This is a genomic window from Halomicrobium sp. HArcel3, assembly GCF_058933135.1.
In genome coordinates, this window is the sequence record NZ_JBZYDN010000002.1 from 290,368 (window position 1) to 311,477 (window position 21,110).

Here is a 21,110-nt window from a genome sequence, read left to right on the forward strand (position 1 = left end):
TCTCCCTTCTCTCACTTGAATGTTCGTCTGTGAAAACACAGATGTTGTCTCAGAACTACACACGGGCGTTCAAGTAGTGGGACGGGACCAGAGGGGACCGATGGACGACCAGGCCGTCAGGAACAAACTCGTCTTCACGATGCTCCGGAATCGTCTCGTCGGGTCTCACAAGAAACAGGTGACGACGGTGGTCGGGTGGGCTGTCGCGACCGACAAACGAGGCAGGGCAGAGCGGCTTCTCGAAGAGATGGCCACGGATCCCGAGTGCCCAGTCGAAGCGTACGGCGGCGGTCATCGCAGCAACGTCCGGCTCACGAGCCTGGACGCCGCCGTCGACTACCTGCAACGTAACGACGGCGACGTTCCCTTCGGATTCGACTGAGTGGGCAGAAATTCACCGTTCCGGATACGTTTCCAGCGCGGCTTCTAGCTGCTCGCGTTCCTCGCGTAACTCCGCGAGCTCCTGCTCGACGGCCCCGCTCCGGAGCCGCTCCCGCTCGCCGTCGGTCAACTGGTCGCGGGCCTGTGCACTGGTCCGCAACCGGTCGTAGTCCTCGCGTCGCGTGAGTTCGCGGACCGCTCGCAAGTCGGGAACCACCCCTGGCGCGAACCGTCCCACGACGGAGATGCGCTCGTCGCACTGCCAGCGCAGGACGTCGGCTTCCGGCGGGGGCCAGCCGACGGTGAGCGGGCCGGCGTCGAGGCGCTCCAGGTAGGTCTGCTGGGTCGCCACGGCCCGCTTGAGCGCGTCCGGGTCGTCGACGTAGTGGTCGAGTTTCGACCGCGAGAAGCCCGCGTACTCCAGCAACTGGGGGATCGACTCGGTGCCGGCCTCGTGGGCCCGGACGAACTCCTGGAGGTCGTCGGGCGGCCGCTCGAAGGGGACGAGCGGGAAGTTGGTCGTCGTCGCCAGGAAGTCGAGCACCTCGCGGGCAGACGAGTCGGATCTGAACGAGGTAAACGCCTCCCGTACGTTCGCGTCGTACGTCTCGATAGGGTCCCGAAGGCGTTCGACGGGCGCGTCCAGGTCGGCCTCGCCGAGGCGCTGGAGGCGTTCCCGCTCGGCGATTTCGTCGCGGACCTCGTCGAGTCGGCGGCCGACGGCGCGGCGGGCCTCGCGGTAGCGGTCGATGGCATCCTCCCAGGCTTCCAGTGGTGCCAGCGCGGACTCGGCCTCGTTCAGTCGCTCTCTGGCGCTCTCGAAGTCGCTCTCGACGAGGCGGCGCTGCTGGAGCAGGTCGTCTATCGCCTCGAAGGTCTCGCGCTCGGGCAGGTCCTCCGGGAGGTCGTTCGTGAAGTGGCCGATGCGGTCCTGGAACTCGATGAAGGCCGCGAAGTCCTCGTCGCGGACGGCCCGGTCCTCGTAGGTGGTGAGGATCTCCCGCAGGTCCGCGACCGCCTCGCGGAGGTCGCGTAGGTCGCCCTCACCGACGGATTCGATCCGCTCCCTGGCGTCCCGCCGGTCCGCGTCCGCGCGTTCGAGGCGGGCGACCGGGTCCGCCATCGGCCTACTCGTACACCTCGTCCGGGTCGAAGACGCGCTCGCCGACCGTTTCGCCGTCGACGGTGCGGTAGAAGCAGGACTCGTAACCGGTGTGGCAGGCGCCGCCTTCCTGGTCGACGAGGTAGAGGATCGCGTCGCCGTCGCAGTCGACGCGGACCTCATCGATTTCCTGGGTGTGGCCGCTGGAGCCGCCCTTCTTCCAGAGTTCGTCGCGGCTGCGCGAGTAGTAGTGGGCGAACCCCGTCTCGCGGGTCCGGTCGAGGGCCTCCTCGGTGACGTACGCGAGCATCAGCACCTCGCCGCTGTCGGCGTCCTGTGCCACCGCGGGCAGCAGCTCCTGCTCGTCGAAGGCCAGGTCGGGCTCGGCGGTCTCGGCGGCGTCGCTCATGGACGAGCGGAGGCGCGTGGCCCGGATAGGCTTTCTGCTCGCGGCGTTCGAGCGGCGGACTCCCTACGCGAATCCGAGGGCCGCGACGACGGTGAACAGCACGTCGCCGTAGGTGAGCGAGAGGAGTAACCCGAAGAACATGGGGACGATGAAGGGGATGCCCGGCGATATCCACACCTCGTCGGCGGTTGTGAGCACCTCCAGGCCCTCGCGCAGTTGCGCCGGCGAGGTGCCGTAGGCCGAGTGGTCGATGTCGTCGAGGAAGGCCTGGGCGCCCCAGGGGTCCTCGGCTGGTGGTGTGGGGGGAGCAGCGCCTCTCTCACCGTCGTCCGGCGCGGCCGTCCCGTCGACGGGCACGCCGCCGTCGGTGGCCATCCCGCCGTCACCCGGCGCGTTGGGGACCCTGGGGAGACTGTCGGGATGGCGGAGTCGCTCCGGGTCCTCGCGGAGCGACGCCAGCGACTCGCCGCGCCACTGGAGGTACATCCGGAGCGCGTCGAGGTCCAGACCGCCGCGGGTGAACCCATCGGGCGTCTCCAGGAGCATGCCGTACTCGTCGGTCGCCCGGTCCCAGGCGACGGGCTTGCCGATGAGCATCGGCCAGCCGACGTGGCCCCGGAGGAGGTTCCCCAGCGCGACCGCCAGCGGGTAGGCCGCGCCGACGACCACCGTGTTGGAGAGGATGGTCAGCGAGAAGACGCCGACCGGCGTCGGTTCGAGCGGCAGCGCCGCCCACGGCAGGTAGAACACGGGGTAGACCGGGAACAGGATGGCGACGACGTAGAACGCCTTGGCGTCGGCACCGCCGAAACTCCCCACGTACCAGAACGCCGTCGACAGCGGCACGATGAACCCGACGCTGATTGCCACCTGCAGGAAGAACAGCCGGTCGCCGGTCGCCCACGCACCGGCGCCCTCCCAGAGCAGGAGGACGACGGCCAGGACGGCCAGCGGTTTCCAGGTCCGGTTGGGGACCCGGCGGGTCTTCACGTCGCGCCAGGCGGCCCACCCCAGGACCGGGACGGCGACGAGTCGGAGGAGGTCGGGCGTCGATGCGAGCACGATTCGGTGAAGCGACCGGTCCGGTATAGCGTTTGCGGCGCTCTCGTGAATGGTGTGTTGGTGTATGTCACCTGAAAACTGCAACGGCCAAAACCACGAACAACTTGAAAGCCCCGGCCGTCTGGACTCGGGGGACTTGCTGTGCTCCTCGTCACTCACTGCGTTCGTTCCTGCGGTGCTTGCGGCGTCCGCCGTCGTCCAGACGGCCGCCCCTTTCAGTCCCACCCATGCCGGCTGTATACCAGTCTTAGCACGTCGAAAGCGGCGTCGGCGCTACTCGTAGGCCTCGAACTCCTCGCCGAAGACGAGGAAGTAGCCCGCTCCGAGGAGGCCGATGGCGGCGGCGACGGTGAAGGCGACTTCGGGGGTGACGAACTCCCAGAGGTAGCCGCCGAGGGCGGCGCTGGGGATGACCACGGTGTTGCGAAGGAGGTAGTACGTCCCGGTGACGCGGCCGCCCGCGTCCTGCTCGGCCGGACCCACGATGAGCGCCTTGTGGGAGGGCAGGCCGGCGAACCGGAGGCCCGAGAAGGCGAAGACGAGGACCATCGCGGGTGCGCTGGCGGGTGCGTTGATGAGGACGACTGGGAAGATGGCGTAGACGGCGAAGCCCAGCGCGACGACGGGTTTGAGCCCGACCCGCTCGGCGGCCTTGGCGGCTGGGGCCATCACCAGCAGGGCGACGAGCATCTCGACGCCGAGGAGATAGCCGAAGAAGGCCGCCGGCGAGAGGTCGAGGGCCTGGGAGAACCCCGCGACCGAGACGGTGGTGTCCAGGCCCACCTGGAGGTACTGGGTGACCACGAGCACGAAGAAGACGTACACCATCCCGTTGGCGAAGCGGACGAGCGTGTCGCCGACGAGCAGCGGCCGGAGTTCGTCGGGCATGTCCCGGAGGTCACGGCGAATCTGGTCGACCCCTTCGAAGGAGCTGCCGATGGTGTCCGAGGAGGCGTCGTAGAGGAGATGCTGGACGACGGTGCCGAGAATCCCGAACAGGACGGCGACGGCGAGGACGTACTGGAAGCTCACCGTGAACGCAGGGTGGAAGCCGATGAGGACGGCGGCCAGCACCGGGCCTATCAGGAACGCCGTCCGGCGGAACGTCTCCGTGCTGGCAAAGCCCGCCGCCAGCCGCGAGGGGTCGGTGGCCTGCTTGACGACGGCGAAGGTGGCGCCGAGGCCGAAGGACTTCCAGGCCTGTGCGAGGACGAGACCGACGAAGATCCAGATCCACGGTTCGACGGTGACGCCGCCGAGCTCGAACGCGCCGACGCCGGGCGCCACGAGCCAGACCGCGAAGCCGAGCGTCGAGAGCAGGCCGAACAGCGTCAGGGCGTAACGCGACCCGATCCGGTCCGAGACGGCCCCGCCCGGGTAGGGGAACACCGCCGAGATGACGTTGCCGAAGGTGCCGAACAGGCCGACGACGAAGCCCGAGGCGCCCAGCGCGACCATGTACTCCGGCAGGAACCGGCTGGTCATCTGGAACCCCAGGCTGAAGGCGAACATCGCCAGCGAGAGGACCAGGACGTCCCGCCGGAGGGCGAAGAACTGCCGGAAGGCGTCGATCGGTCCCGCGGCCTCGGCCCGTTCCTGTGCCATATGCTGGGTGTCCCGCGCGCGTACTAAATCGTTGTCGTGGCGACGGAGTCGCGGGACTGGCGAGAGACACAGACGGCGCAACGGCTCCGAGAAGATCGCACGAGAACGGCAGAGTTGCCGAGTGCAACCCTGGGTCGCCGACTCTCGACCGGTGGTCGAACGTCGACGTTCAGATGACGCGGTTCTGCAGGTAGTCGAGGTGCTTGGCGTTGTAGACGATCTTGACCTCGTCCTCCGCGGCCGACCCGATGCAGGTCAGGCGGACGTTCTTCTCTTCGACCTCCTCGTCGGAGAGGATCTGCTGCATGTCCATGTCGATGTCGCCTTCGAGGACGATGGCTGCGCAGTTCGCGCAGGCACCGGCGCGACAGGAGAAGGGCCAGTCGTAGCCCTGTGCCTCGGCGGCCTCGAGGATGTACTCGCCTTCGTTGACGTCGAGGGTACCGTAGTCCTCGCCGTCGAGGTCCATATCGGCGGCCTCGCCGAAGACGTCGTCGTCGTACATGTCCCAGCCCTGATCGTCGACTACTTCGTAGTTTAGGTATTCTACCGTGGGCATCAGTAGACCAGTTCGCCCGCCCTACTGTTAGACTTTGCTGTTCGTTCAAGCGAAAGCGGAAAATATCCTCTCTATCGTAACCCAGGCCCCGTTTCGCTACCGCGGGTGACAACCTGGCTGGCACGAGAGTGGTAGATACTCACACCCACTACCGGGGGCGAGCGTGCCGGTGATCGCCTCACGCTATCGGGGTGAACCGGAAGACCAGAAACGCGGCGATCGTCGCGACCATCGGGACGATGTTCTGGAGCAGGATGATCCGGGCGGTGGCCTCGGGTTCGAACAGGTCCGAGGACTTGGGGATGTCCTCGCGTGCTTCGTCGCCGATGGGCGCTCGTTCGCCCGGCGTCGGCGTCGACTGCCCGCCGCCGACGGTCGGCGCGTCCTCGGCGTCGGCCTTGAGCGCGCCGGGCGAGGCGCCCGGCACCTCGCCGCGGACGGTCTGGGAGATGGTCGTCGTCCGGGTCGCCCGCCCCCAGCCGAGACCGACGATGCTCATGGTGGCGATGATGACGAAACTCGCCGGGACGCCCAGCGCCGAGAGGAACGTGACGATGGTGGAACTGACGACGGCGACGAGCAGCGCGGCCAGCAGCGGCAGGTCGGTCAGGTCGTTGCCGACGGTGTCCATCGTCCGGCGGGCGATGGTGAACGCGCCCAGCCCGATGGCCCCGCCGCCCAGCAGGATGGCCGGCGTCATCTCTAACGATTCGTTACCCACCAGCGGCGCGACCGCGTTGGCGATGTTCGAGGCCCCCGCCGAGAACGCCATGTAACAGCCGATTCCGACGACGAGGACGGTCCCGACGAACTCCCGCCGGTTCGTATTCTCGCCGAGCACGGGCCGCGGGACGGTACCCGACCGGTCGAGTACGACCAGCGACCCCTCGGACTGGGGGATGGCGAACCGCTCGACCAGCGCGGGGTAGAAGTAGCGGCCGATGACGCCGCTGACCCAGAACGCCAGGATGGGAGAGACGAGCCACCAGGCGACGATGCGGCCCATCTGGTCCCAGTTCAGCGTCCCCTGGGCGATGCCGAGTCCGGCCATCGCGCCCACGGCAGTCATCGACGTGGAGGCCGGGACTCCGACGATGTTCGAGAGGAACAGCGCGAAGCCGATGAAGAACAGCACGACGATGCTGACGACCATCGTGAACTCCGAGTCGACGAGGCCGCTTCCCAGGGTCTCGACGACTTCGCGACCGACGAAGTGACCGCCGGCGAGCGCGAACACAGTCATCAGCGCGGCGGCGCCGAACTTCGACACCGTGCCGGCACCGACCGCGGGCCCGAAGGCGACGCCCGTCGACGATCCACCGATGTTGAAGCCGACGAACACGGCGACGAGAAGGCCGAACAGGAAGAGGACCTCGACCATACCGGATGCTCGGCCAGCGGCGGTTAAAGGCTACCGACAGCGGACTCGGTGAGGCGGCGGCCCCGAACGAGAGGGGGGCGAGAGCCCGGAGCAACGGTGGGGTGGAACGGGGCGCCGACCGCTGGCGGCGGTCACTCCAGCCTGACGGCCGTCGCGACCGCGCCGAACAACAGGAGCGCGGTGGCGGTAGCGGTCGGGTGTTCGATCGCGAACAGTATCGCCGGAAGCGCCGCGATGCCTGCGGTGATGGCCAGCAGACGAGGCGGCGTTATCGGCGGCGGTGGCGGTGGCGGTTCGTGCGGATTGCGTGTGTCTCTCATTGGCAGGGAAGTACGTGTAGACGGTCGGCGGACTGTACTCGCGAACGGGGAGCCCTGCCACGGTAGTCTCGACGGCACCACCACGACGGGCTCGCGGTCAGGGAGTCACGTCTGGCATGGTACTCCGACCTGTGAGTGCCGATATATTAAATTTGCTTCAGGTTTGAGAGGGCGACACACGGCGGTCTCCTGGGGAGATGAGAGCGTCTGCCCGCGGGCCGGCGAGGGCGGCGCCGGTTCAGAAGACGGGGAGGTACTCGAAGACGAGGAACGACGCCGTCGCGGCGATGGTGGGGGTGAGGATCCACAGCATCACGACCCGCCCGGTCGCGTCCGGGTCGAACAGGTCGGCCGCGGTGGCGACGTCGTCCGGGTCCTCCTCGCCGATCGGTGCCACGTCTCTGGTGCCGCCGTTGGCGGTGGCATCGGTGCCGTCGTCAGCCGCGATGGCGTTGACGGAGACGCCGCCCCCGTCACCGCTCCCCACGGCCGCTTTCCCGGTGACAGCGGCCCCCGCGGCGTCGGCGAGGCGCGTCGTCCGCGTGGCCCGGCCCCAGCCGAGGCCGACGATACACATCGTCGCGGAGACGGCCAGGCTCGCCGGGATGCCGATCTGGGAGAGCCCGGTGATGATACTCGCGCTCACGATCTCGACGATGAGCGACGCCAGTATCGGGAGCTGGGTGAGGCCGCTGCCCACCGTGTCCAGCGTCCGGCGAGCGATGGTGAACGCGCCGAGACCGATGGCTCCACCGGCGAGCGCGACCCCCGGGTAGAGGCCGAGATCGCCGCTTCCGACCAGCGGGGCGACGGCGTTGGCGACGTTCGACGCGCCGGCCGCGAAGGCCATGTAACAGGCGATGGCGACGACGAGTATCCCGCCGACCCGCTCGCGCACCGACTTCTCCTCGCCCGGCGATTCGATCGCGAACCGGGCTTCGAGGTGGGGATAGAGGTAGCGGCCGATCATCGCACACACCCAGAACGCCGTGATGGGCGCGACGAGCCACCAGGTGACGATCTGCCCCATCACCTCCCAGTTTATCGTGCCGGAGGCGACGCCGAGACCGGCGATGGCGCCGACGGCGGTCATCGACGTCGAGGCGGGGACGCCGAAGAGGTTCGAGATCAGCAGTGCGAGGCCGACGAAGAAGAGGACCGTGACGCTGGCCGCCAGCGTGAACTCGGCCTGGGGGACGATGTCGCCGCCCATCGTCTCGATGACGCGCGTCCCCACGGTCGCCCCGCCCAGCAGCGCGAACCCGGTCATCAGGGCAGCAGCGGCCGTCTTCGAGATGATGTCGCTCCCGACCGCGGGGCCGAACGCGACGCCCGTCGACGATCCACCGATGTTGAACCCGACGAACACCGCGACGAGAAGACCGACGACGAGAAGCACTTCGACCATACACGGGCAACGCCGTGGCTCGGTTAAATGCTGTCGACATCTGGAGAAGTCCGGCGGGCCGGGGAGTCCTTAGCGCGGCCGTCTATCGCCCGCCCGCACCGCTTTCGTCGTCCGTCCCACCGTCCGTTTCGTCGCTTTCGTCGCCCTTCTCGGCCTGGGGCAGGTGTTCTTTCTCTTTCTCGACGGTCTCCTTGACCGAATCGGCCGTCTCCTTGGCCTCGTCGGTCTTCTGCTTTGCCTCGCTGGCCTGCTCGACGGCCTGGTCGACCTGTTCGGTCACCTCGTCGACCTGCTCGGTGGCCTCTTTCACCTGCTCGCTCGCCTCGACTGCCTTGTCGGGGTCGGCGGCGACCTCGTCGGCCTGCTCGACGACTTCCTCGACCGTCTCCGCGCTCTGGTCGACCTGGCCGGCGGCCTCGTCGACCTGTTCGGCGGCCTTCTCCACGGTCTCGACGGTCTCGTCGAGCTCGTCGGCCGTCTTCGCGACGGTGTCGGCCGCCTCCTCGAGTTCCTCGGCGGTCTGGGCCACCTCCGTCGCGCCGCGGTCGTACGCGCGAGCGAGCACGACGAACTGGACCATCCCCATCACGACGTAGGCCGCGACGGCGACCCCGGCGGCGGTGGCGAACAGCGGCGCCAGGTCGGTGTCGAGGCCCGCCACGCCGAAGCGAGTGAGCAGCCAGGCCAGCACCAGCGCGATGGTGACGACCGTGATGGCCCTGACGAACTGGCGATAGGTCGACTTCTCCCGGCCGACCATGGTCCGCTCGAGCCGCGACATGGGTGAGTCCGCAGTCATTGCCGGGGAATGACGGACGGCGCGGATAAGGCTTCGGGGCGAGAGACTAGTTGTACGCTGGTATATCAGCGCGACCGCTGGTTCTAACGACAACAAGAAAGCCCCCGGGCGCTCGGCTACTGCGAACCGCACTGCGCTCCTCGCTGACGCTGTCGTTCGAAAGGCGCGCAGCGCCTTTCGTGATGGCGAGAGAGCTTCGCTCTCTCGAACCACGGTGCTTGTGGGTTCTCGAACGCCGAGCGCCCGGCCCCTTTCAGACCCGCCCGATCGGATGGTCCACGGGGCGGGACTGAAAGGGGCGGCCAGTTCGACGAAGGCAGGCGAAGCAAGGACCACAGCGAGCGGAGTGAGCGAGGACCGCAGCGAGCCTCCCGAGTCGAACTGGCCGGGGCTTTCTTGCCGTTGTTCACAGTCGTCCTCGCGGTTCCCTTAGCAATCACGCATCCAACCCCAGAGGACCGACACGCTTTCACGGGCACCGCGAGCACCACAACCCATGTTCGAGACGTTCGAGGTGATTCCGGCGGTGGACATGCAGGACGGGCAGGTCGTCCAGCTCGTCGGGGGCGAGCGCGGGACCGGCAAGACGTACGGCGACCCCGTCGAGGCCGCCGAGCGGTGGGTCGAAGCGGGCGCCGAGACGCTCCACCTGGTGGACCTCGACGGGGCGTTCGAGGGGGAGCGCCAGAACGCCGACGCCATCGACGCCGTGCTCGACGCCGTCGACGTGGACGTCCAGCTCGGTGGGGGGATCCGAACGGCCGGGGACGCCGTCTCGCTGCTCGACCGCGGCGTCGACCGCGTCATCCTCGGGACGGCGGCGGTGGAAGAGCCGGACCTCGTCGGCGAGATCAGCGACGAGCACCCCGGCAGCGTCGTCGTCAGCCTCGACGCGAAAGACGGGGAGGTCGTCGTCTCGGGGTGGACCGAGGGGACCGGACTCGACCCCGCCGAGGCCGCCGAGCGCTACGAGGACCTGGGTGCCGGCGCAATCCTGTTCACCGACGTCGACGTCGAGGGGCAGCTGGATGGGGTCCGGACCGAGCCCGTGAGGGACGTCGTCGAGGGCGTCGACATCCCCGTCGTCGCTAGCGGCGGCGTCGCGACGATCGAGGACGTAGTGGCGCTGCGCGATGCGGGCGCCGGCGCCGTCGTCGTCGGGAGCGCGCTGTACGAGGGACGTTTTTCGCTGGCGGACGCACGAGACGCGCTGTAGAGCCGCCGTAGTCGTGCAGGCTGGGGCCGCCGCAGTCGGGCGCTTCGGCCCGGCTGACTGACTAGTCAGTGAGGATCTCGAAACGCTTTTGCCGACCGGTACGCAGGAACGGGCATGACCGCACAGATAGCCCCTGCTGGCCGGCGCGTGGGACCGTCGGCGTCGTGGGAGGGTGGGGCGTGACGCGGTCGGACGACCAGGCCGACGAGTCGAACAGACGACTCTGGACGCTCGCGATCTTCGCGGCGATGGTGCTGGCCGGTATCGCGATGATGGCCCGCGGTCCGGTCATCGTCGAACTCGGCGAGGCGTTCGACGCGCCGGAGTGGCAACTCGGCCTCATCGCGCCCGCCGGGACCGCCGGCTACCTCGTCGTCATCGCGTTCGTCGGCTTCGGCGCTGGCCACCTCGACGCCCAGCGCTTCGTCACCCTCGGGCTCGTCGGCAGCGCCCTGGCCCTGCTCGCGATGGGAATCGCGCCCGTGCTCGCGGTCTTCCTGCTGGCCGTCCTCATTCGGGGGACGATGAACGGCGTCGTCCGCGGCCTGAACCGACCGCTGTTGAGCCACTTCTACCCCGACAGTCGCGGCCGCGTCTACGGCTACTACGACATGGCGTGGGCCGCCGGCGCCGTCGTCGGCCCGCTGCTGGTCATCGCCGCCGTCGCTCTCCTCGACTGGCGCCTCACCTACTACGCGCTGGCCGCCGGCATGGGCGCGCTCGCCCTGCTGGTCTGGCGCCTCGACGCGCCCGCCGTCGAGTCCTCAGAGGAACCGATCGACCGGGCCGACGTCGCCGCACTCCTCCGCCGCCCGGAGGTCGTCGGCATGGCCGCGGCGATGTTCTTCGGCACCGGCGTCGAGGGCGGCCTGTTCATCTGGCTGCCCACCTACGCCAACGGTGAACTCCCCTCCCACCTGGCGAGCATCACGCTCTCGGTGATGATCGCTGGCTACGTCCCCGCGCGGTTCGTCTACGGCCGCGTCGCCGACCGCGTGGGCTACCTTCGACTCCTGCTCCCCATCCTCGTCGCGCTCGTCCCGCTGTTCTACGTCACGTTCGTATACGCCGAGGGACTGTGGATACTCGCCTGCGTCGCCGCCATCGGCGCCGGCATCGGCGGCATCTTCCCGCTGCTGATCAGCTACGCGACGGAGGCGGTGCCCCACCACAGCGGCCCCGTCACCGCCATCGCCGCCGTCTCCTCCTCGCTCGGCGTCGGCTCCGTCCCCGCCCTGATGGGCGTCGTCATCAGCGGCTCCGACGCCACACTCGCGATGCAACTCCTGCTCGTCCCGCTCGGGCTGGCGCTCGTCGTCCTCGTCGCGGCCCGCGTCGCCGAACGCCGTCGGGAGGCCGCCGCGAGCCCCGACGCCTGACTACCACGACGTCGACGTCCCGGACCGGAAGACCCGGGGGAGCACCATCGCCCACGCGCCGATGGTGACCAGTACCGCGCCGACGATGTCGGGCTCCAGCGTCACGTAGAAGAAAAACCCCGACGCCATGAGCAGCGCTGCACCCACCTCCGTCTCGTAGTTCACGTCCACTGGTGGCCGAAAATCGGTCATAAACCCCCGGCAGACGCCCCGCCGACGAGTGTCTGACGATTACGTGGATAGTTCGTGAATCGCTGTGTACGGAGTGGCGTGACCGCGAACAGAGGAAGGCCCCTAGTTTGCTCTCCAGGAGCCGACGACGATACCGCAAACAGAGGAAAGCCCTCGCCGCGCTCCGGTCCCGGGGCTCACCTCGCCCTTTCAGTCCTCCAGGTACCGCACCGCAGCCCTTCCCTTCCCCTGGTCGCGAGAGCCTCGCTTTCGCTCGGCCACTCGCTCCCGGCCGCGCGGTTGCGGAGCGGTCAGGACGCGTGATTCGGCGCGGACGCGCCGAATCCGGGGAGGGTTGGTGGCATCAATCGCGAGCGCGTTTTATCGCGCGAGCAAGGCTGATCCTGGTGGATGAAAGGGCGAGGCTCGCTCGGGGAAGCCGGGACCCTCAAGCACCGGAGCGAAGCGAGGAGCGCAGAGTGGTCCCCGCGACCCGAGCGGGCCGAGGGCTTTCCTTTGTTTGCGTTGCTGTGATCAACTGCTAGCAGGCGGGCCGAGGGCTTTCAACTGTTCCCGGTGCTGTGATCGACGGCTCTCGTGTAGGCCGAAGAAATTCGGCCATCATCCGAATCATCACCCTCACTAACCCCTCCTAGACGCAATCGCCAAGTACGAGGGCCGAAACAGTCGAACCATGACCGACAGAACCGCGGCCGTCGCCCGGGAGACCGCCGAGACCGACGTGGAGGTCACCCTGGACCTCGACGGCGACGGCGACTCCACGGTCGACACCGGCGTCGGCTTCCTCGACCACATGCTGGACGCCTTCGCGACGCACGGCCTGTTCGACCTCACCGTCACCTGCGACGGGGACCTGGAGGTGGACGAGCACCACACCGTCGAGGACGTGGCGATCACGCTCGGCGAGGCGCTCGAAGAGGCACTGGGCGACAAGCGCGGTATCGTCCGCTTCGCCGACCGCAAGGTGCCACTGGACGAGGCCGTCGCCGGCGTCGTCGTCGACGTCTCGGGCCGCCCGTACTTCGAGTTCGAGGGCGAGTTCTCCCAGGGCCGCGTCGGCGGGCTGACGAGCACCATGGCCGAGCACTTCTGTCGCTCGCTGGCGCACAACGCCGGCCTCACGCTCCACGTCGAGGTCTCGGGCGAGAACGCCCACCACGAGATAGAGGCGCTGTTCAAGGGCCTCGCGCGCTCGCTGGACGACGCGACCCGGATCGACGAGCGCCGCGGCGACGTCGCGAGCACGAAAGGGGAGCTGTAAACGAATGCGAGGGGAACGATGAGCGACGACGGCCCGCCGGGCGGCGCGACGTTCGACGAGATAATGGAGAAGTTCTCCGACTCCCCCGGCCAGCAGGCCGTCATCCGCTTGCTGCTCGAACGGGGCTTCTCCGTCAACGACGAGGGACGCGTCGTCTCCGGGGGAATCGAGATCCCCAACACCGGCATCGCCCGCGAGGTGGGCGTCGACCGCCGGGTCGTCGACGCGACGACGTCGGCCATCCTCGACGATGAGGAGTTGACGCGCATCTTCACCAACATCTCGGCCATCCCGAGCCTGATGGATCTGGCGCCAGTGCTGGACCTCACCGTCCTCACCGTCGCGGTCCGCGACGCCGAGGAGACGGGCATCGTCGCCACCGTCACCGACGCCATCGCCGACCACGACCTCACGATCCGCCAGGTCATCTCCGAGGACCCCGAGTTCACCGACGAGCCCGTGCTGTACGTCATCACCGACGAGGACCTGCCCGGCGAGTTGATCAACGAACTCCGCGCGTTCGAGTTCGTCCGCCGCATCGAGATCGAGTGAACGAGCGGGGCGGGCCGTTCGGCCGTTTCTTCGCGTTCAGTCCGCCAGCGACGGTTCTGTAGTCGTTTCGTCCGGATTATCGGTTCCGACCGCTCTGACGAGGAGTGTCACTGCCGCAACCTGTGCGGCCTGGGAAAATCCGCTCAGGACGGCCGTCGAGAACTGTATCGACGTCGGGAGGTCGTTCAACAGGATGCCAGTGCCGGCGACGAACGCGAAGGAGACGACGAACACCACGGGTGCGACGACGAGCAGCGGACGCTCGAAGCGATCCAGCGTGAGGGCGGCGTAGATACCGCCGAGGAGTATCACGGCGGAAGCGGCGATGTGTGGGATAGTAAGGGCGACGTTCAGTAGCTGCCAGCTACCTGTGAAGGTTCCGAGGCCGTCTCGGAACACCGGCATGAGGAGTGTTCCGAGGAAATTCGCGCCGGCCACGAGGAGGACGCCGACACCGATTGCCGCGAGCGGGGAGCGGGCTGGCCGCGTGGAGGACATGTCGCCCGGTTCACCGGAGCGAGTGATAAATCTCCGTGGTCACGAACCTCTCTCGCCAACTCCGTTTACCAGCGAGAAGCCCAACTGTACGCATGCGCATCCACCGACGGGCGGGAACCCTCGCGCGGGCGGTCTGGCAGGAGGCGCGCGCCGAGCGGTTGACGTTCATGGCGGGCTCTATCGCCTACTACGCGTTCGTCTCGCTGCTCCCGTTCATGCTCGTCGTCCTGTTGCTCGTCAGCAGGGCCGACTCGTCCTGCGATGGATCTACGGCCGCGCCGTCGGCGAGGGCAAGAGCGAAGAGCGGGAGGTCCCAAGCGGTGGGCGTGAGTAGCGAGGACGAGGCGTACCGGACGGTGGGGGAGCGAGGGCAGGCCGCCTTCGAGGTGCGTGGCTCGGAGTTCATCGGCCACGTCGCGCCGGCGACCACCGTCGACGAGGCCGAAGCGTTCGTCGCGAGCGTCGAAGACGAGTACGACGACGCCACGCACAACGTCCCGACCTACCGCGTCCGCGCCGACCCGCTCCGGGAGTACTCCAGCGACGACGCCGAGCCGTCGGGGAGCGCCGGCAAACCGGCCCTGAACGTCCTCCAGCAGCGCGACGTCGAGAACGTCGTCGCCGTCGTCACCCGCTACTACGGCGGGACCAACCTCGGCGTCGGCGGCCTGGCCCGCTCGTACTCCCGGGCCGTGAAGGAGGCCGTCGACGACGCCGGCATCGTCACCGAACGGCCCCACGAGCGATTCACCGTCACCGTCGAGTACGACGACTCCGGCGACGTCAGGGGGATCCTGGAGAGCGCTGGCGTCGAGTTCGATGCCGACTACAGTGAGGAGGTGGCGTTCGACGTCCGCGTGCCGGTGGTTGAGGCGGCCGGTCTGAGGGATCGGATCGCGAGTGCGACGAGCGGCCGAGCCCGAACGGAGTGACCGGTCGCCGAATATGCGAGCGGGAGTGAGCGGAGCGAACGACACGCGAGCTGACAGCTACCCTGCCCAGTTCGTCGTCCGACTAGTTTTCGCGCAGGTCCGAAATAGGACCACCGTTTCTAGTGGAGAATAATACCGAATTTTCGAATCTGTCGTCCTGCTCGCTGGTGGTTTCCACCCGAAACGAGAGGGTTCGCGGATCGTCGAAGTAGGCGTCGGCTTCCGGAGTCAGGTCGTCCGGAACGCGCGGTCGCCGGCGTCGCCGAGGCCGGGGACGATGAAGCCGTCGTCGTCGAGTTCGTCGTCGATGGAGACGGTGAGCAGGTCGACGTCGGGGAACCGTTCGTTCAGTCGGACGAGCCCCGGCGGCGCGCTCACGGCCGAGAGGACGATCAGGTTCTCGGGTTCGGGGGAGCCAGAGAGGATTTCGTCGAGGACGGCGACCATCGTACTTCCCGTCGCCAGCATCGGGTCGGCCACGATGACGGTGTCCTCTTCGGTGATCTCCGGCATCTTGACGTAGTCGACGGAGATGGGGAAGCTTCCGTCCTCACCCTGGCCGGCCTCCTCGTCGCGGCTGGCGGAGATGACGCCCTGGCGAGCGCGCGGGAACGCCTTGAGCAGCCCCTCGACGAACGGCGTCGCCGCGCGCAGCACGTTGACGATGACGACGTCGTCGAGCCCCTTGACGCGCTCGCCCATCGTCTCGGTCAGCGGCGTCTGTATCTCGACGTATTCGGTCTCCATCCGGCCGTCGATGATCTCGTAGCCGCAGATGCGGCCCAGGCGGACGAGTCCCTTGCGGAAGGCGACCTGCTCGGTCTCGACGTCGCGCAGCGTCGAGAGCTGATCCCGTGCGAGGGCGTGCGTGACGACTGAGGCATCGCCTCTGTCCTCGATTGTCATTGGAAGTTTCGTTGCCGGCCAGCGTCTAAACGATGTTGGGTTCCCGCGAGTAGGGTTGGTGTGTGAGAATGTAGTTCGAGTGGGTGAATCGAACTGGAGAGTCTGACGTGGCGGTCTGTGCAATTTCACGCGGCGGGGTTCGCGAGATGCGCCGTCAGGACTCGCGCCACTTGTGGCCGCACTCGACGCAGGTGAACAGCCGAACCTCGTAGGAGCCGCCCGGCTTCGGCATCATCTCGTAGGAGGCCCGGTCGCTGTCGCATCCGTCCGCCGGACAGGGCTCCTGCATCGTCTCGGTGGTGTCCTGGGTCGCGTCGGCCACGGCGGGTGCCCCGTCGTCCCGCTGTCCGTCCTGGGTCGTCATCGCCGCTTCTGCTCGCGAGTCCCGCGGCTCCTCGTTCTCACAGGAGCGACACACCCACGTCTCGCCCTCCGTGTGCATCATCGAGCCACACTCGTCACAGAATTGCATATAACGGAGGCATGCACGGTTGTCGGATATATGTGTTAACTTCCGTTTCGTCGTGGATCGCAGGCAACTGCTCGTGCTGACCGTGCCGAGTTGTGTATTGACCACCAGAACATATAGCCAAACCCCACTCAGACCGCCTCTGCGGTCCGCCCTGGCTCGGTCCCGGCACTACCCCGTCGACGGTTCCGCACGAGCAGGGCGGCGAACAGGGCCAGGCCGACCGCACGGAGCGTCAGGTCGAGGAAGAGCGTCACCTCGCCGCTGGCGACGCCGACGAGTTCGAGGACGTCGTAGGTGCCCGAGACGGCAAGGCCCGGCGCCATCAGGAGGAGCGAGCTGAGCGCGAACAGCGCGCGGTCGGCGCGGGAGACGTCGGCGTAGACGTAGCCGATGACCGTCGCCGCGAGCGCGATGACGCCGAGGAACACCCCGACGACGGGGATAACCACCTCCGGAACGACCCAGGTCGGGTCGGCCAGGTCGGCGGTGGTGAGGACCCGGAACTTCTCGCCGGCGGGTAGGTCGGCGGCGCCGGGGTTCTCCCGGAGCAACACGATACCGGGCGTCAGGACGAACGCGAAGGGGACGATGGCCTTGTTGAGCGACAGCGAGAACGCCTCGATGCCCGTCTGGAACGGGTCGGACTTGGCCACGCCGGAGGCGGCGTAGGCCGCGACGGCGACGGGCGGGGTGATGTCGGCGATGACGCCGAAGTAGAGGATGAACAGGTGGGCGGCAAGTTCCGGGATGCCGAAGCCGACCAGGGCGGGCCCGAGCATCGAGACGAGGATGATGTAGGTGACGGTCGTGGGCATCCCCATCCCGAGGATGATACACGAGACGGCGGTGATGAGGAGCAAGAGGACGAGCGAGCCGCCGGCGACCGACCGGATGAGCGCGACCAGGTTGGGGCCGAGGCCGGAGACGCTGATGACGCCGGGGATCACGCCCGCGGCGGCGACGGCGATGACGATGGGGACCGCCGTGCGCGCGCCGGCGTCCATCGACTTGCCGACGAATCCAGTGAACCGGGCGAGGCCGTTGTCGCGCAGCCCGGGACGGGATATCCACCCGGTGACGGCGATCAGCGAGTCGTCGACCTGCTGGTCGAGTTCCAGCAGCGACGAGTCCAGCCGCGGTTTCGACGCCAGTGTGAACACGCCCGCGCCCATGAGGATCCAGCCGATCTGGCCGAGCGTGGCGTTCAGGGCCGCGCCGGCCGTCCCCGCGTCGGCGCTCCCGACGAGGTTCCAGGCGAACGCGAGCAGCGAGATGCCGACGAAGCTGGCGACGAGTCTCCCGCGCGTCTCGTCACTGTAGGCCGCGACGAGCGCGATGAGCGCCGTGATGGCGATCAGCGTGAACCAGGCCGAGCGGGCGACCGAGAGTCGCGCGACGATGAGGTAGTACAGGAGGAGGACGATGGGGACGAGGTAGAACCAGCCGGTCCGGAGGTGACCCCGCGGCTGCACGAGGTCGGCGGGATCGAGGCCGCCGATGCCGACCCGCGAGGCCTCGAAGTGGACCATCACCCAGACGCCGAAGAAGAAGACGATGGCCGGGATGGTCGCGACGATGATCACGTCCGCGAACGGCGTCGCCGTGTACTGGACGATGAGGAACGCGGCCGCGCCCATCACCGGCGGGAGGATCTGGCCGCCTGAGGAGGCCGACGACTCGACTCCGCCGGCGAACTCCGGGCTGTAGCCCGACCGTTTCATCAGCGGGATGGTGAACGCCCCGGTCGTCACCGTGTTCGCGATGGAGGAGCCGGAGATGGTGCCCATGAACCCGCTGGCGAGGATGGACGCTTTCGCCGGCCCGCCCTTCCGGGTACCCGTGACCGCGTAGGCCAGGTCGATGAACCACTGGCCGGCGCCGGACATCTCCAGGAACGCGCCGAAGAGGATGAAGATGTAGATGAACTGCACCGACACCGTCACCGGGATGCCGAAGACGCCGTTCTCCGTGTTGTACCAGAGGTTCTGGACGATCGACTCCCAGGAGAGCGGTGGGATGGAGAGCACGCCGACGTAGGCGGCGTCCTGGGGGATCACGAATCCCCACCGGGCGTAGACGATGAACGCGGCGACGATGATCATCAGGTAGAGGCTGATCGCCCGACGGGTCGCCTCCAGGACGAGCACGACGCCGACGACGCCCAGCGCGAACGCGTAGGAGGTGTCGGCGAGCGGACCGAAGAGTACCGATATCGGCTCGAGGAACGTGAACACCTCCTGGACCGGACGGCCGGCGCTGAGGCCGAACACGCGCATGTTCTGAATCTCCTGAAAGTCGGTGACGAAGTAGGCCACCGACAGGAAGGCGATCGCGATGAGCACGAGGTCCATCGGCGTGACCCGGTCGAGGTCGGGGTCGACGAAGGCCCACCGCAGACCGTCGCCGACCCGTTCGACGCCGCGGGTCACCGGGTGGCCCGCGCCGAAGCGGCCCCGGACGCCCTCGCCGAAGGACGCCAGCCGTCGCGTCACCGGCCCGTCGCCGGTCGTCGCGGGGTACATGAGGAACGTCAAGACGAGCGCGAAGCCGACGTGGATGGCGTTGACCTGGAGCAACTGGAGCGTCGCCAGTTCGAACTCGCCGTACACCGGGAGCGTCACCTCGAACGCCTGGCCGCGGGCGGCGAACCAGAGCTGGAAGGCCGAGAAGGCGATGCCGATGGCCGCGACGGCGACGGCGAGCCATCCCCGGATCGACCGCTTTCGTTCTATCTCCTGGAGGATCGCGTCGGTGTCGGTTTCCTCGTCAGCGTCGGTGTCAGTCTCGGCGTCCGGGTCAGTATCGGTCGCAGCGTCGGCCGGCTCGTCCGGTGGCGTTCCGTCCGCCGCGTCACGGGGTGGCTCGTCGTCCGGTCGGTCCGAGTCGTCGTCCGGTCGGTCCGAGTCGTCGTCCGGTCGGTCCGAGTCGTCGTCCGGTCGGTCCGAGTCGTCGTCCGGTCGGTCCGAGTCGTCGTCCGGTCGGTCTGGGTCGTCTCCTGGGTCGGCAGTCATGGGATCACGTCCTCGAACGTCGCGGCTATCGTCGAGCGTCGCGTCACGCGGATCCGGACCGAGCGCGCTTCGGTCCGGTTCACCAGGTCGTAGGTTCGGTCACCGACGTGGAGCCGGTGGCCGGCGATCCGGCCGGGCTTGACCGTCAGTTCCGAGACGTTGCCATCCGGATCGTAGACGAACGTCCCGTTCTCCAGGGTGACGTTCGCGTCGGCGGGCAGCCCCCAGCCGTAGGACTCGAACTCCATGCGGGTCATCTCCAGGCGGTCGCCCCGGACCGCGTACTCGTCGTAGACGCGGGACTTCTCGACGCTGTGGGTGTACTCTAGCGCGACCGTGGTCCCGTTCTCGACCGGCGTCGCGAGGTACGCTTCGCCGGTCTCGACGTCCGCGACGACGAGCGTCCGGTCGGCCGAGTCGGCGTCGAGGGCGCCGGCCACCGTGGACCCGCCGCCGGTCGCGGCGAGCGCACCCGCTGCGACGACGAGGGCCAGCACGAGCAACGCGCCGAGGGCCGTCCGTGTCCGGACCATCCGACCCCGTTCAGGCGTCGAAGTACGCGGCTGCTCCCTCGTGGAGTTCGATCGACATCCCGTCCTGTGCCGTGTCCGCGGTGATGAAGTCGGTCTTGGTCGACAGCGCGTCGGTGTTGTCGAAGATGGCCGCGGTGACGGTCTCGACCGTCTCGGCGGGCTGTTCGGCGTTGGTGGCGATCATCGCCTGGACGGCGACCGTGGGGACGGCATCGTCGACGCCGGAGTACGTCCCGCCGGGAATCTCGTCCTCCGAGAACCAGTCGGCGGCGTCCATGACGGCCTGGCGGTTCTCGCCCTCGATGGGGACGATGTTGATGTCGTTGGTGTTGGCCAGGTCCTCGATGGCGCCGACGGGCCAGCCGCCGACGACGAAGGCCGCGTCGATGTCGCCGTTCCGGAGCTGGTCGGCCGCCTGCGAGAAGGAGGCGTTCTGCTCGTCGAACTCCTCGATGCCGACCGCCTCCAGGATCTGGAGGGCGTTGACCTGCGTCCCCGACCCGAGGTCGCCGGTGTTGATCGTCGCACCCTCCAGGCCGGAGAGCTGTTCGATGCCCGTGTCCGCCAGCGTGACGATAGTTATCGTCTCGGGGTACAGCGTCGCGACGCCCATCAGGTTCTCGATGGCGTTGCCCTCGAAGGCCTCGATGCCGGTGCCGTTCTTCGCGAACGACGCGACGTCGTTCTGGATGAGCGCGAAGTCGGCGTCGCCGTTCGCCAGGCTGCCGACGTTCTCCACGCTCGCGCCCGTCGACTGGACGTTCAGCGTGAAGTCGGTGTTGTCCTCGACGATGGTCTTGAATTCGTTCGAGAGCGGGTAGTAGGTCCCGCCCTGGCCGCCGGCGTGCCAGGAGAGCCTGGTCTCGGCGCCACCGTCGCCGCCGTCCGCCTCGCTCGGCGTCGTCGTCTCCGCCGGCGACCCGCCCCCGTCGCCGTCGGTCTCGGTCTCCGTCTCGGCGCCACCGTCGCCGCCGTCGCCGCCGTCACCGCCCTCGCCACACCCGGCGAACGCGACGACGCCACTGAGACCGGCTACGCGAAGGAAGTTCCGTCTGGTCTGATCACGCGTCATACCCCACAGATACCGGAGACGGGCGCATAGTTATGCGATGCAAAAAACGGCGTATGGCTG

Annotated in this window: 22 protein-coding genes; 6 read left to right on the plus strand and 16 right to left on the minus strand. The window is 68.1% G+C overall.

The window, feature by feature from the left end; translation table 11 throughout:
* Positions 1-100 precede the first annotated feature (100 nt).
* Positions 101-382 carry a hypothetical protein gene (locus tag AC5FRV_RS07225; RefSeq protein ID WP_493560428.1) on the plus strand — a complete coding sequence of 94 codons (282 nt, stop codon included), beginning with the start codon at positions 101-103 and terminating at the stop codon, positions 380-382.
* Between the two features lie 12 nt (positions 383-394).
* Here AC5FRV_RS07225 and AC5FRV_RS07230 read toward each other — a convergent pair whose 3' ends face one another.
* From AC5FRV_RS07230 to AC5FRV_RS07270, 9 genes are all read right to left on the minus strand, one after another.
* Positions 395-1,504: a DUF7118 family protein gene (locus AC5FRV_RS07230; protein ID WP_493560429.1), complete on the minus strand. Its 1,110-nt coding sequence runs from the start codon at positions 1,502-1,504 to the stop codon at positions 395-397.
* Between the two features lie 4 nt (positions 1,505-1,508).
* Entirely contained in the window at positions 1,509-1,892 is a 384-nt protein-coding gene (hisI, locus tag AC5FRV_RS07235; protein WP_493560430.1) for a phosphoribosyl-AMP cyclohydrolase, read from the minus strand.
* A 63-nt stretch (positions 1,893-1,955) separates the two neighbouring features.
* Positions 1,956-2,954 carry an A24 family peptidase gene (locus AC5FRV_RS07240; RefSeq protein ID WP_493560431.1) on the minus strand — a complete coding sequence of 333 codons (999 nt, stop codon included), beginning with the start codon at positions 2,952-2,954 and terminating at the stop codon, positions 1,956-1,958.
* A gap of 273 nt (positions 2,955-3,227) precedes the next feature.
* Positions 3,228-4,559, minus strand: coding sequence for an MFS transporter (locus AC5FRV_RS07245; RefSeq protein ID WP_493560432.1), 1,332 nt, complete (start codon positions 4,557-4,559; stop codon positions 3,228-3,230).
* A 169-nt stretch (positions 4,560-4,728) separates the two neighbouring features.
* Positions 4,729-5,118, minus strand: coding sequence for a ferredoxin Fer (gene fer / locus AC5FRV_RS07250; protein WP_493560433.1), 390 nt, complete (start codon positions 5,116-5,118; stop codon positions 4,729-4,731).
* A gap of 178 nt (positions 5,119-5,296) precedes the next feature.
* A complete protein-coding gene (locus AC5FRV_RS07255) occupies positions 5,297-6,499 on the minus strand; it encodes an inorganic phosphate transporter (RefSeq protein ID WP_493560434.1) in 1,203 nt (400 codons plus the stop codon).
* 131 nt (positions 6,500-6,630) lie between these two features.
* Positions 6,631-6,819, minus strand: a complete 189-nt coding sequence (locus AC5FRV_RS07260) for a hypothetical protein (protein WP_493560435.1) — start codon at positions 6,817-6,819, stop codon at positions 6,631-6,633.
* A gap of 238 nt (positions 6,820-7,057) precedes the next feature.
* Positions 7,058-8,227, minus strand: coding sequence for an inorganic phosphate transporter (locus AC5FRV_RS07265; RefSeq protein WP_493560436.1), 1,170 nt, complete (start codon positions 8,225-8,227; stop codon positions 7,058-7,060).
* Positions 8,228-8,309: 82 nt separating this feature from the next.
* Positions 8,310-9,026 (minus strand): hypothetical protein, encoded by a 717-nt coding sequence (locus AC5FRV_RS07270; RefSeq protein WP_493560437.1) that lies wholly within the window; start codon positions 9,024-9,026, stop codon positions 8,310-8,312.
* Between the two features lie 496 nt (positions 9,027-9,522).
* Between AC5FRV_RS07270 and hisA the strand changes: the two genes are divergently transcribed.
* Positions 9,523-10,242 (plus strand): 1-(5-phosphoribosyl)-5-[(5-phosphoribosylamino)methylideneamino]imidazole-4-carboxamide isomerase, encoded by a 720-nt coding sequence (hisA, locus tag AC5FRV_RS07275; protein WP_493560438.1) that lies wholly within the window; start codon positions 9,523-9,525, stop codon positions 10,240-10,242.
* A gap of 179 nt (positions 10,243-10,421) precedes the next feature.
* Positions 10,422-11,621: an MFS transporter gene (locus AC5FRV_RS07280; RefSeq protein ID WP_493560439.1), complete on the plus strand. Its 1,200-nt coding sequence runs from the start codon at positions 10,422-10,424 to the stop codon at positions 11,619-11,621.
* Here AC5FRV_RS07280 and AC5FRV_RS07285 read toward each other — a convergent pair whose 3' ends face one another.
* On the minus strand, positions 11,622-11,786 hold the full coding sequence (locus tag AC5FRV_RS07285) for a hypothetical protein (RefSeq protein ID WP_493560440.1): 165 nt from the start codon (positions 11,784-11,786) through the stop codon (positions 11,622-11,624). It lies immediately after the preceding gene.
* 700 nt (positions 11,787-12,486) lie between these two features.
* Between AC5FRV_RS07285 and hisB the strand changes: the two genes are divergently transcribed.
* Positions 12,487-13,074 carry an imidazoleglycerol-phosphate dehydratase HisB gene (gene hisB / locus AC5FRV_RS07290; protein ID WP_493560441.1) on the plus strand — a complete coding sequence of 196 codons (588 nt, stop codon included), beginning with the start codon at positions 12,487-12,489 and terminating at the stop codon, positions 13,072-13,074.
* A gap of 18 nt (positions 13,075-13,092) precedes the next feature.
* Positions 13,093-13,626 carry a TrpY family transcription regulator gene (trpY, locus tag AC5FRV_RS07295; RefSeq protein ID WP_493560442.1) on the plus strand — a complete coding sequence of 178 codons (534 nt, stop codon included), beginning with the start codon at positions 13,093-13,095 and terminating at the stop codon, positions 13,624-13,626.
* 36 nt (positions 13,627-13,662) lie between these two features.
* Here trpY and AC5FRV_RS07300 read toward each other — a convergent pair whose 3' ends face one another.
* The gene (locus AC5FRV_RS07300) at positions 13,663-14,124 is read right to left on the minus strand and encodes a hypothetical protein (RefSeq protein ID WP_493560443.1); all 462 of its coding nucleotides are present in this window, start codon (positions 14,122-14,124) and stop codon (positions 13,663-13,665) included.
* A gap of 326 nt (positions 14,125-14,450) precedes the next feature.
* Between AC5FRV_RS07300 and AC5FRV_RS07305 the strand changes: the two genes are divergently transcribed.
* A complete protein-coding gene (locus AC5FRV_RS07305; RefSeq protein ID WP_493560870.1) occupies positions 14,451-15,056 on the plus strand; it encodes an IMPACT family protein in 606 nt (201 codons plus the stop codon).
* 228 nt (positions 15,057-15,284) lie between these two features.
* On the opposite strand, the gene upp is transcribed toward AC5FRV_RS07305, so the two are convergent.
* From upp to AC5FRV_RS07330, 5 genes are all read right to left on the minus strand, one after another.
* Positions 15,285-15,962 carry a uracil phosphoribosyltransferase gene (gene upp, locus AC5FRV_RS07310; RefSeq protein WP_493560444.1) on the minus strand — a complete coding sequence of 226 codons (678 nt, stop codon included), beginning with the start codon at positions 15,960-15,962 and terminating at the stop codon, positions 15,285-15,287.
* A gap of 154 nt (positions 15,963-16,116) precedes the next feature.
* A complete protein-coding gene (locus tag AC5FRV_RS07315; RefSeq protein WP_493560445.1) occupies positions 16,117-16,434 on the minus strand; it encodes an RPA12/RPB9/RPC11 RNA polymerase family protein in 318 nt (105 codons plus the stop codon).
* Positions 16,435-16,562: 128 nt separating this feature from the next.
* Positions 16,563-19,445 (minus strand): TRAP transporter permease, encoded by a 2,883-nt coding sequence (locus AC5FRV_RS07320; protein ID WP_493560446.1) that lies wholly within the window; start codon positions 19,443-19,445, stop codon positions 16,563-16,565.
* Positions 19,442-19,978: a DUF1850 domain-containing protein gene (locus tag AC5FRV_RS07325; protein ID WP_493560447.1), complete on the minus strand. Its 537-nt coding sequence runs from the start codon at positions 19,976-19,978 to the stop codon at positions 19,442-19,444. Before AC5FRV_RS07325 ends, AC5FRV_RS07320 begins: the two co-directional genes overlap by 4 nt.
* Before the next feature lie 10 nt (positions 19,979-19,988).
* Positions 19,989-21,050 carry a TAXI family TRAP transporter solute-binding subunit gene (locus tag AC5FRV_RS07330; protein ID WP_493560448.1) on the minus strand — a complete coding sequence of 354 codons (1,062 nt, stop codon included), beginning with the start codon at positions 21,048-21,050 and terminating at the stop codon, positions 19,989-19,991.
* Positions 21,051-21,110 lie beyond the last annotated feature (60 nt).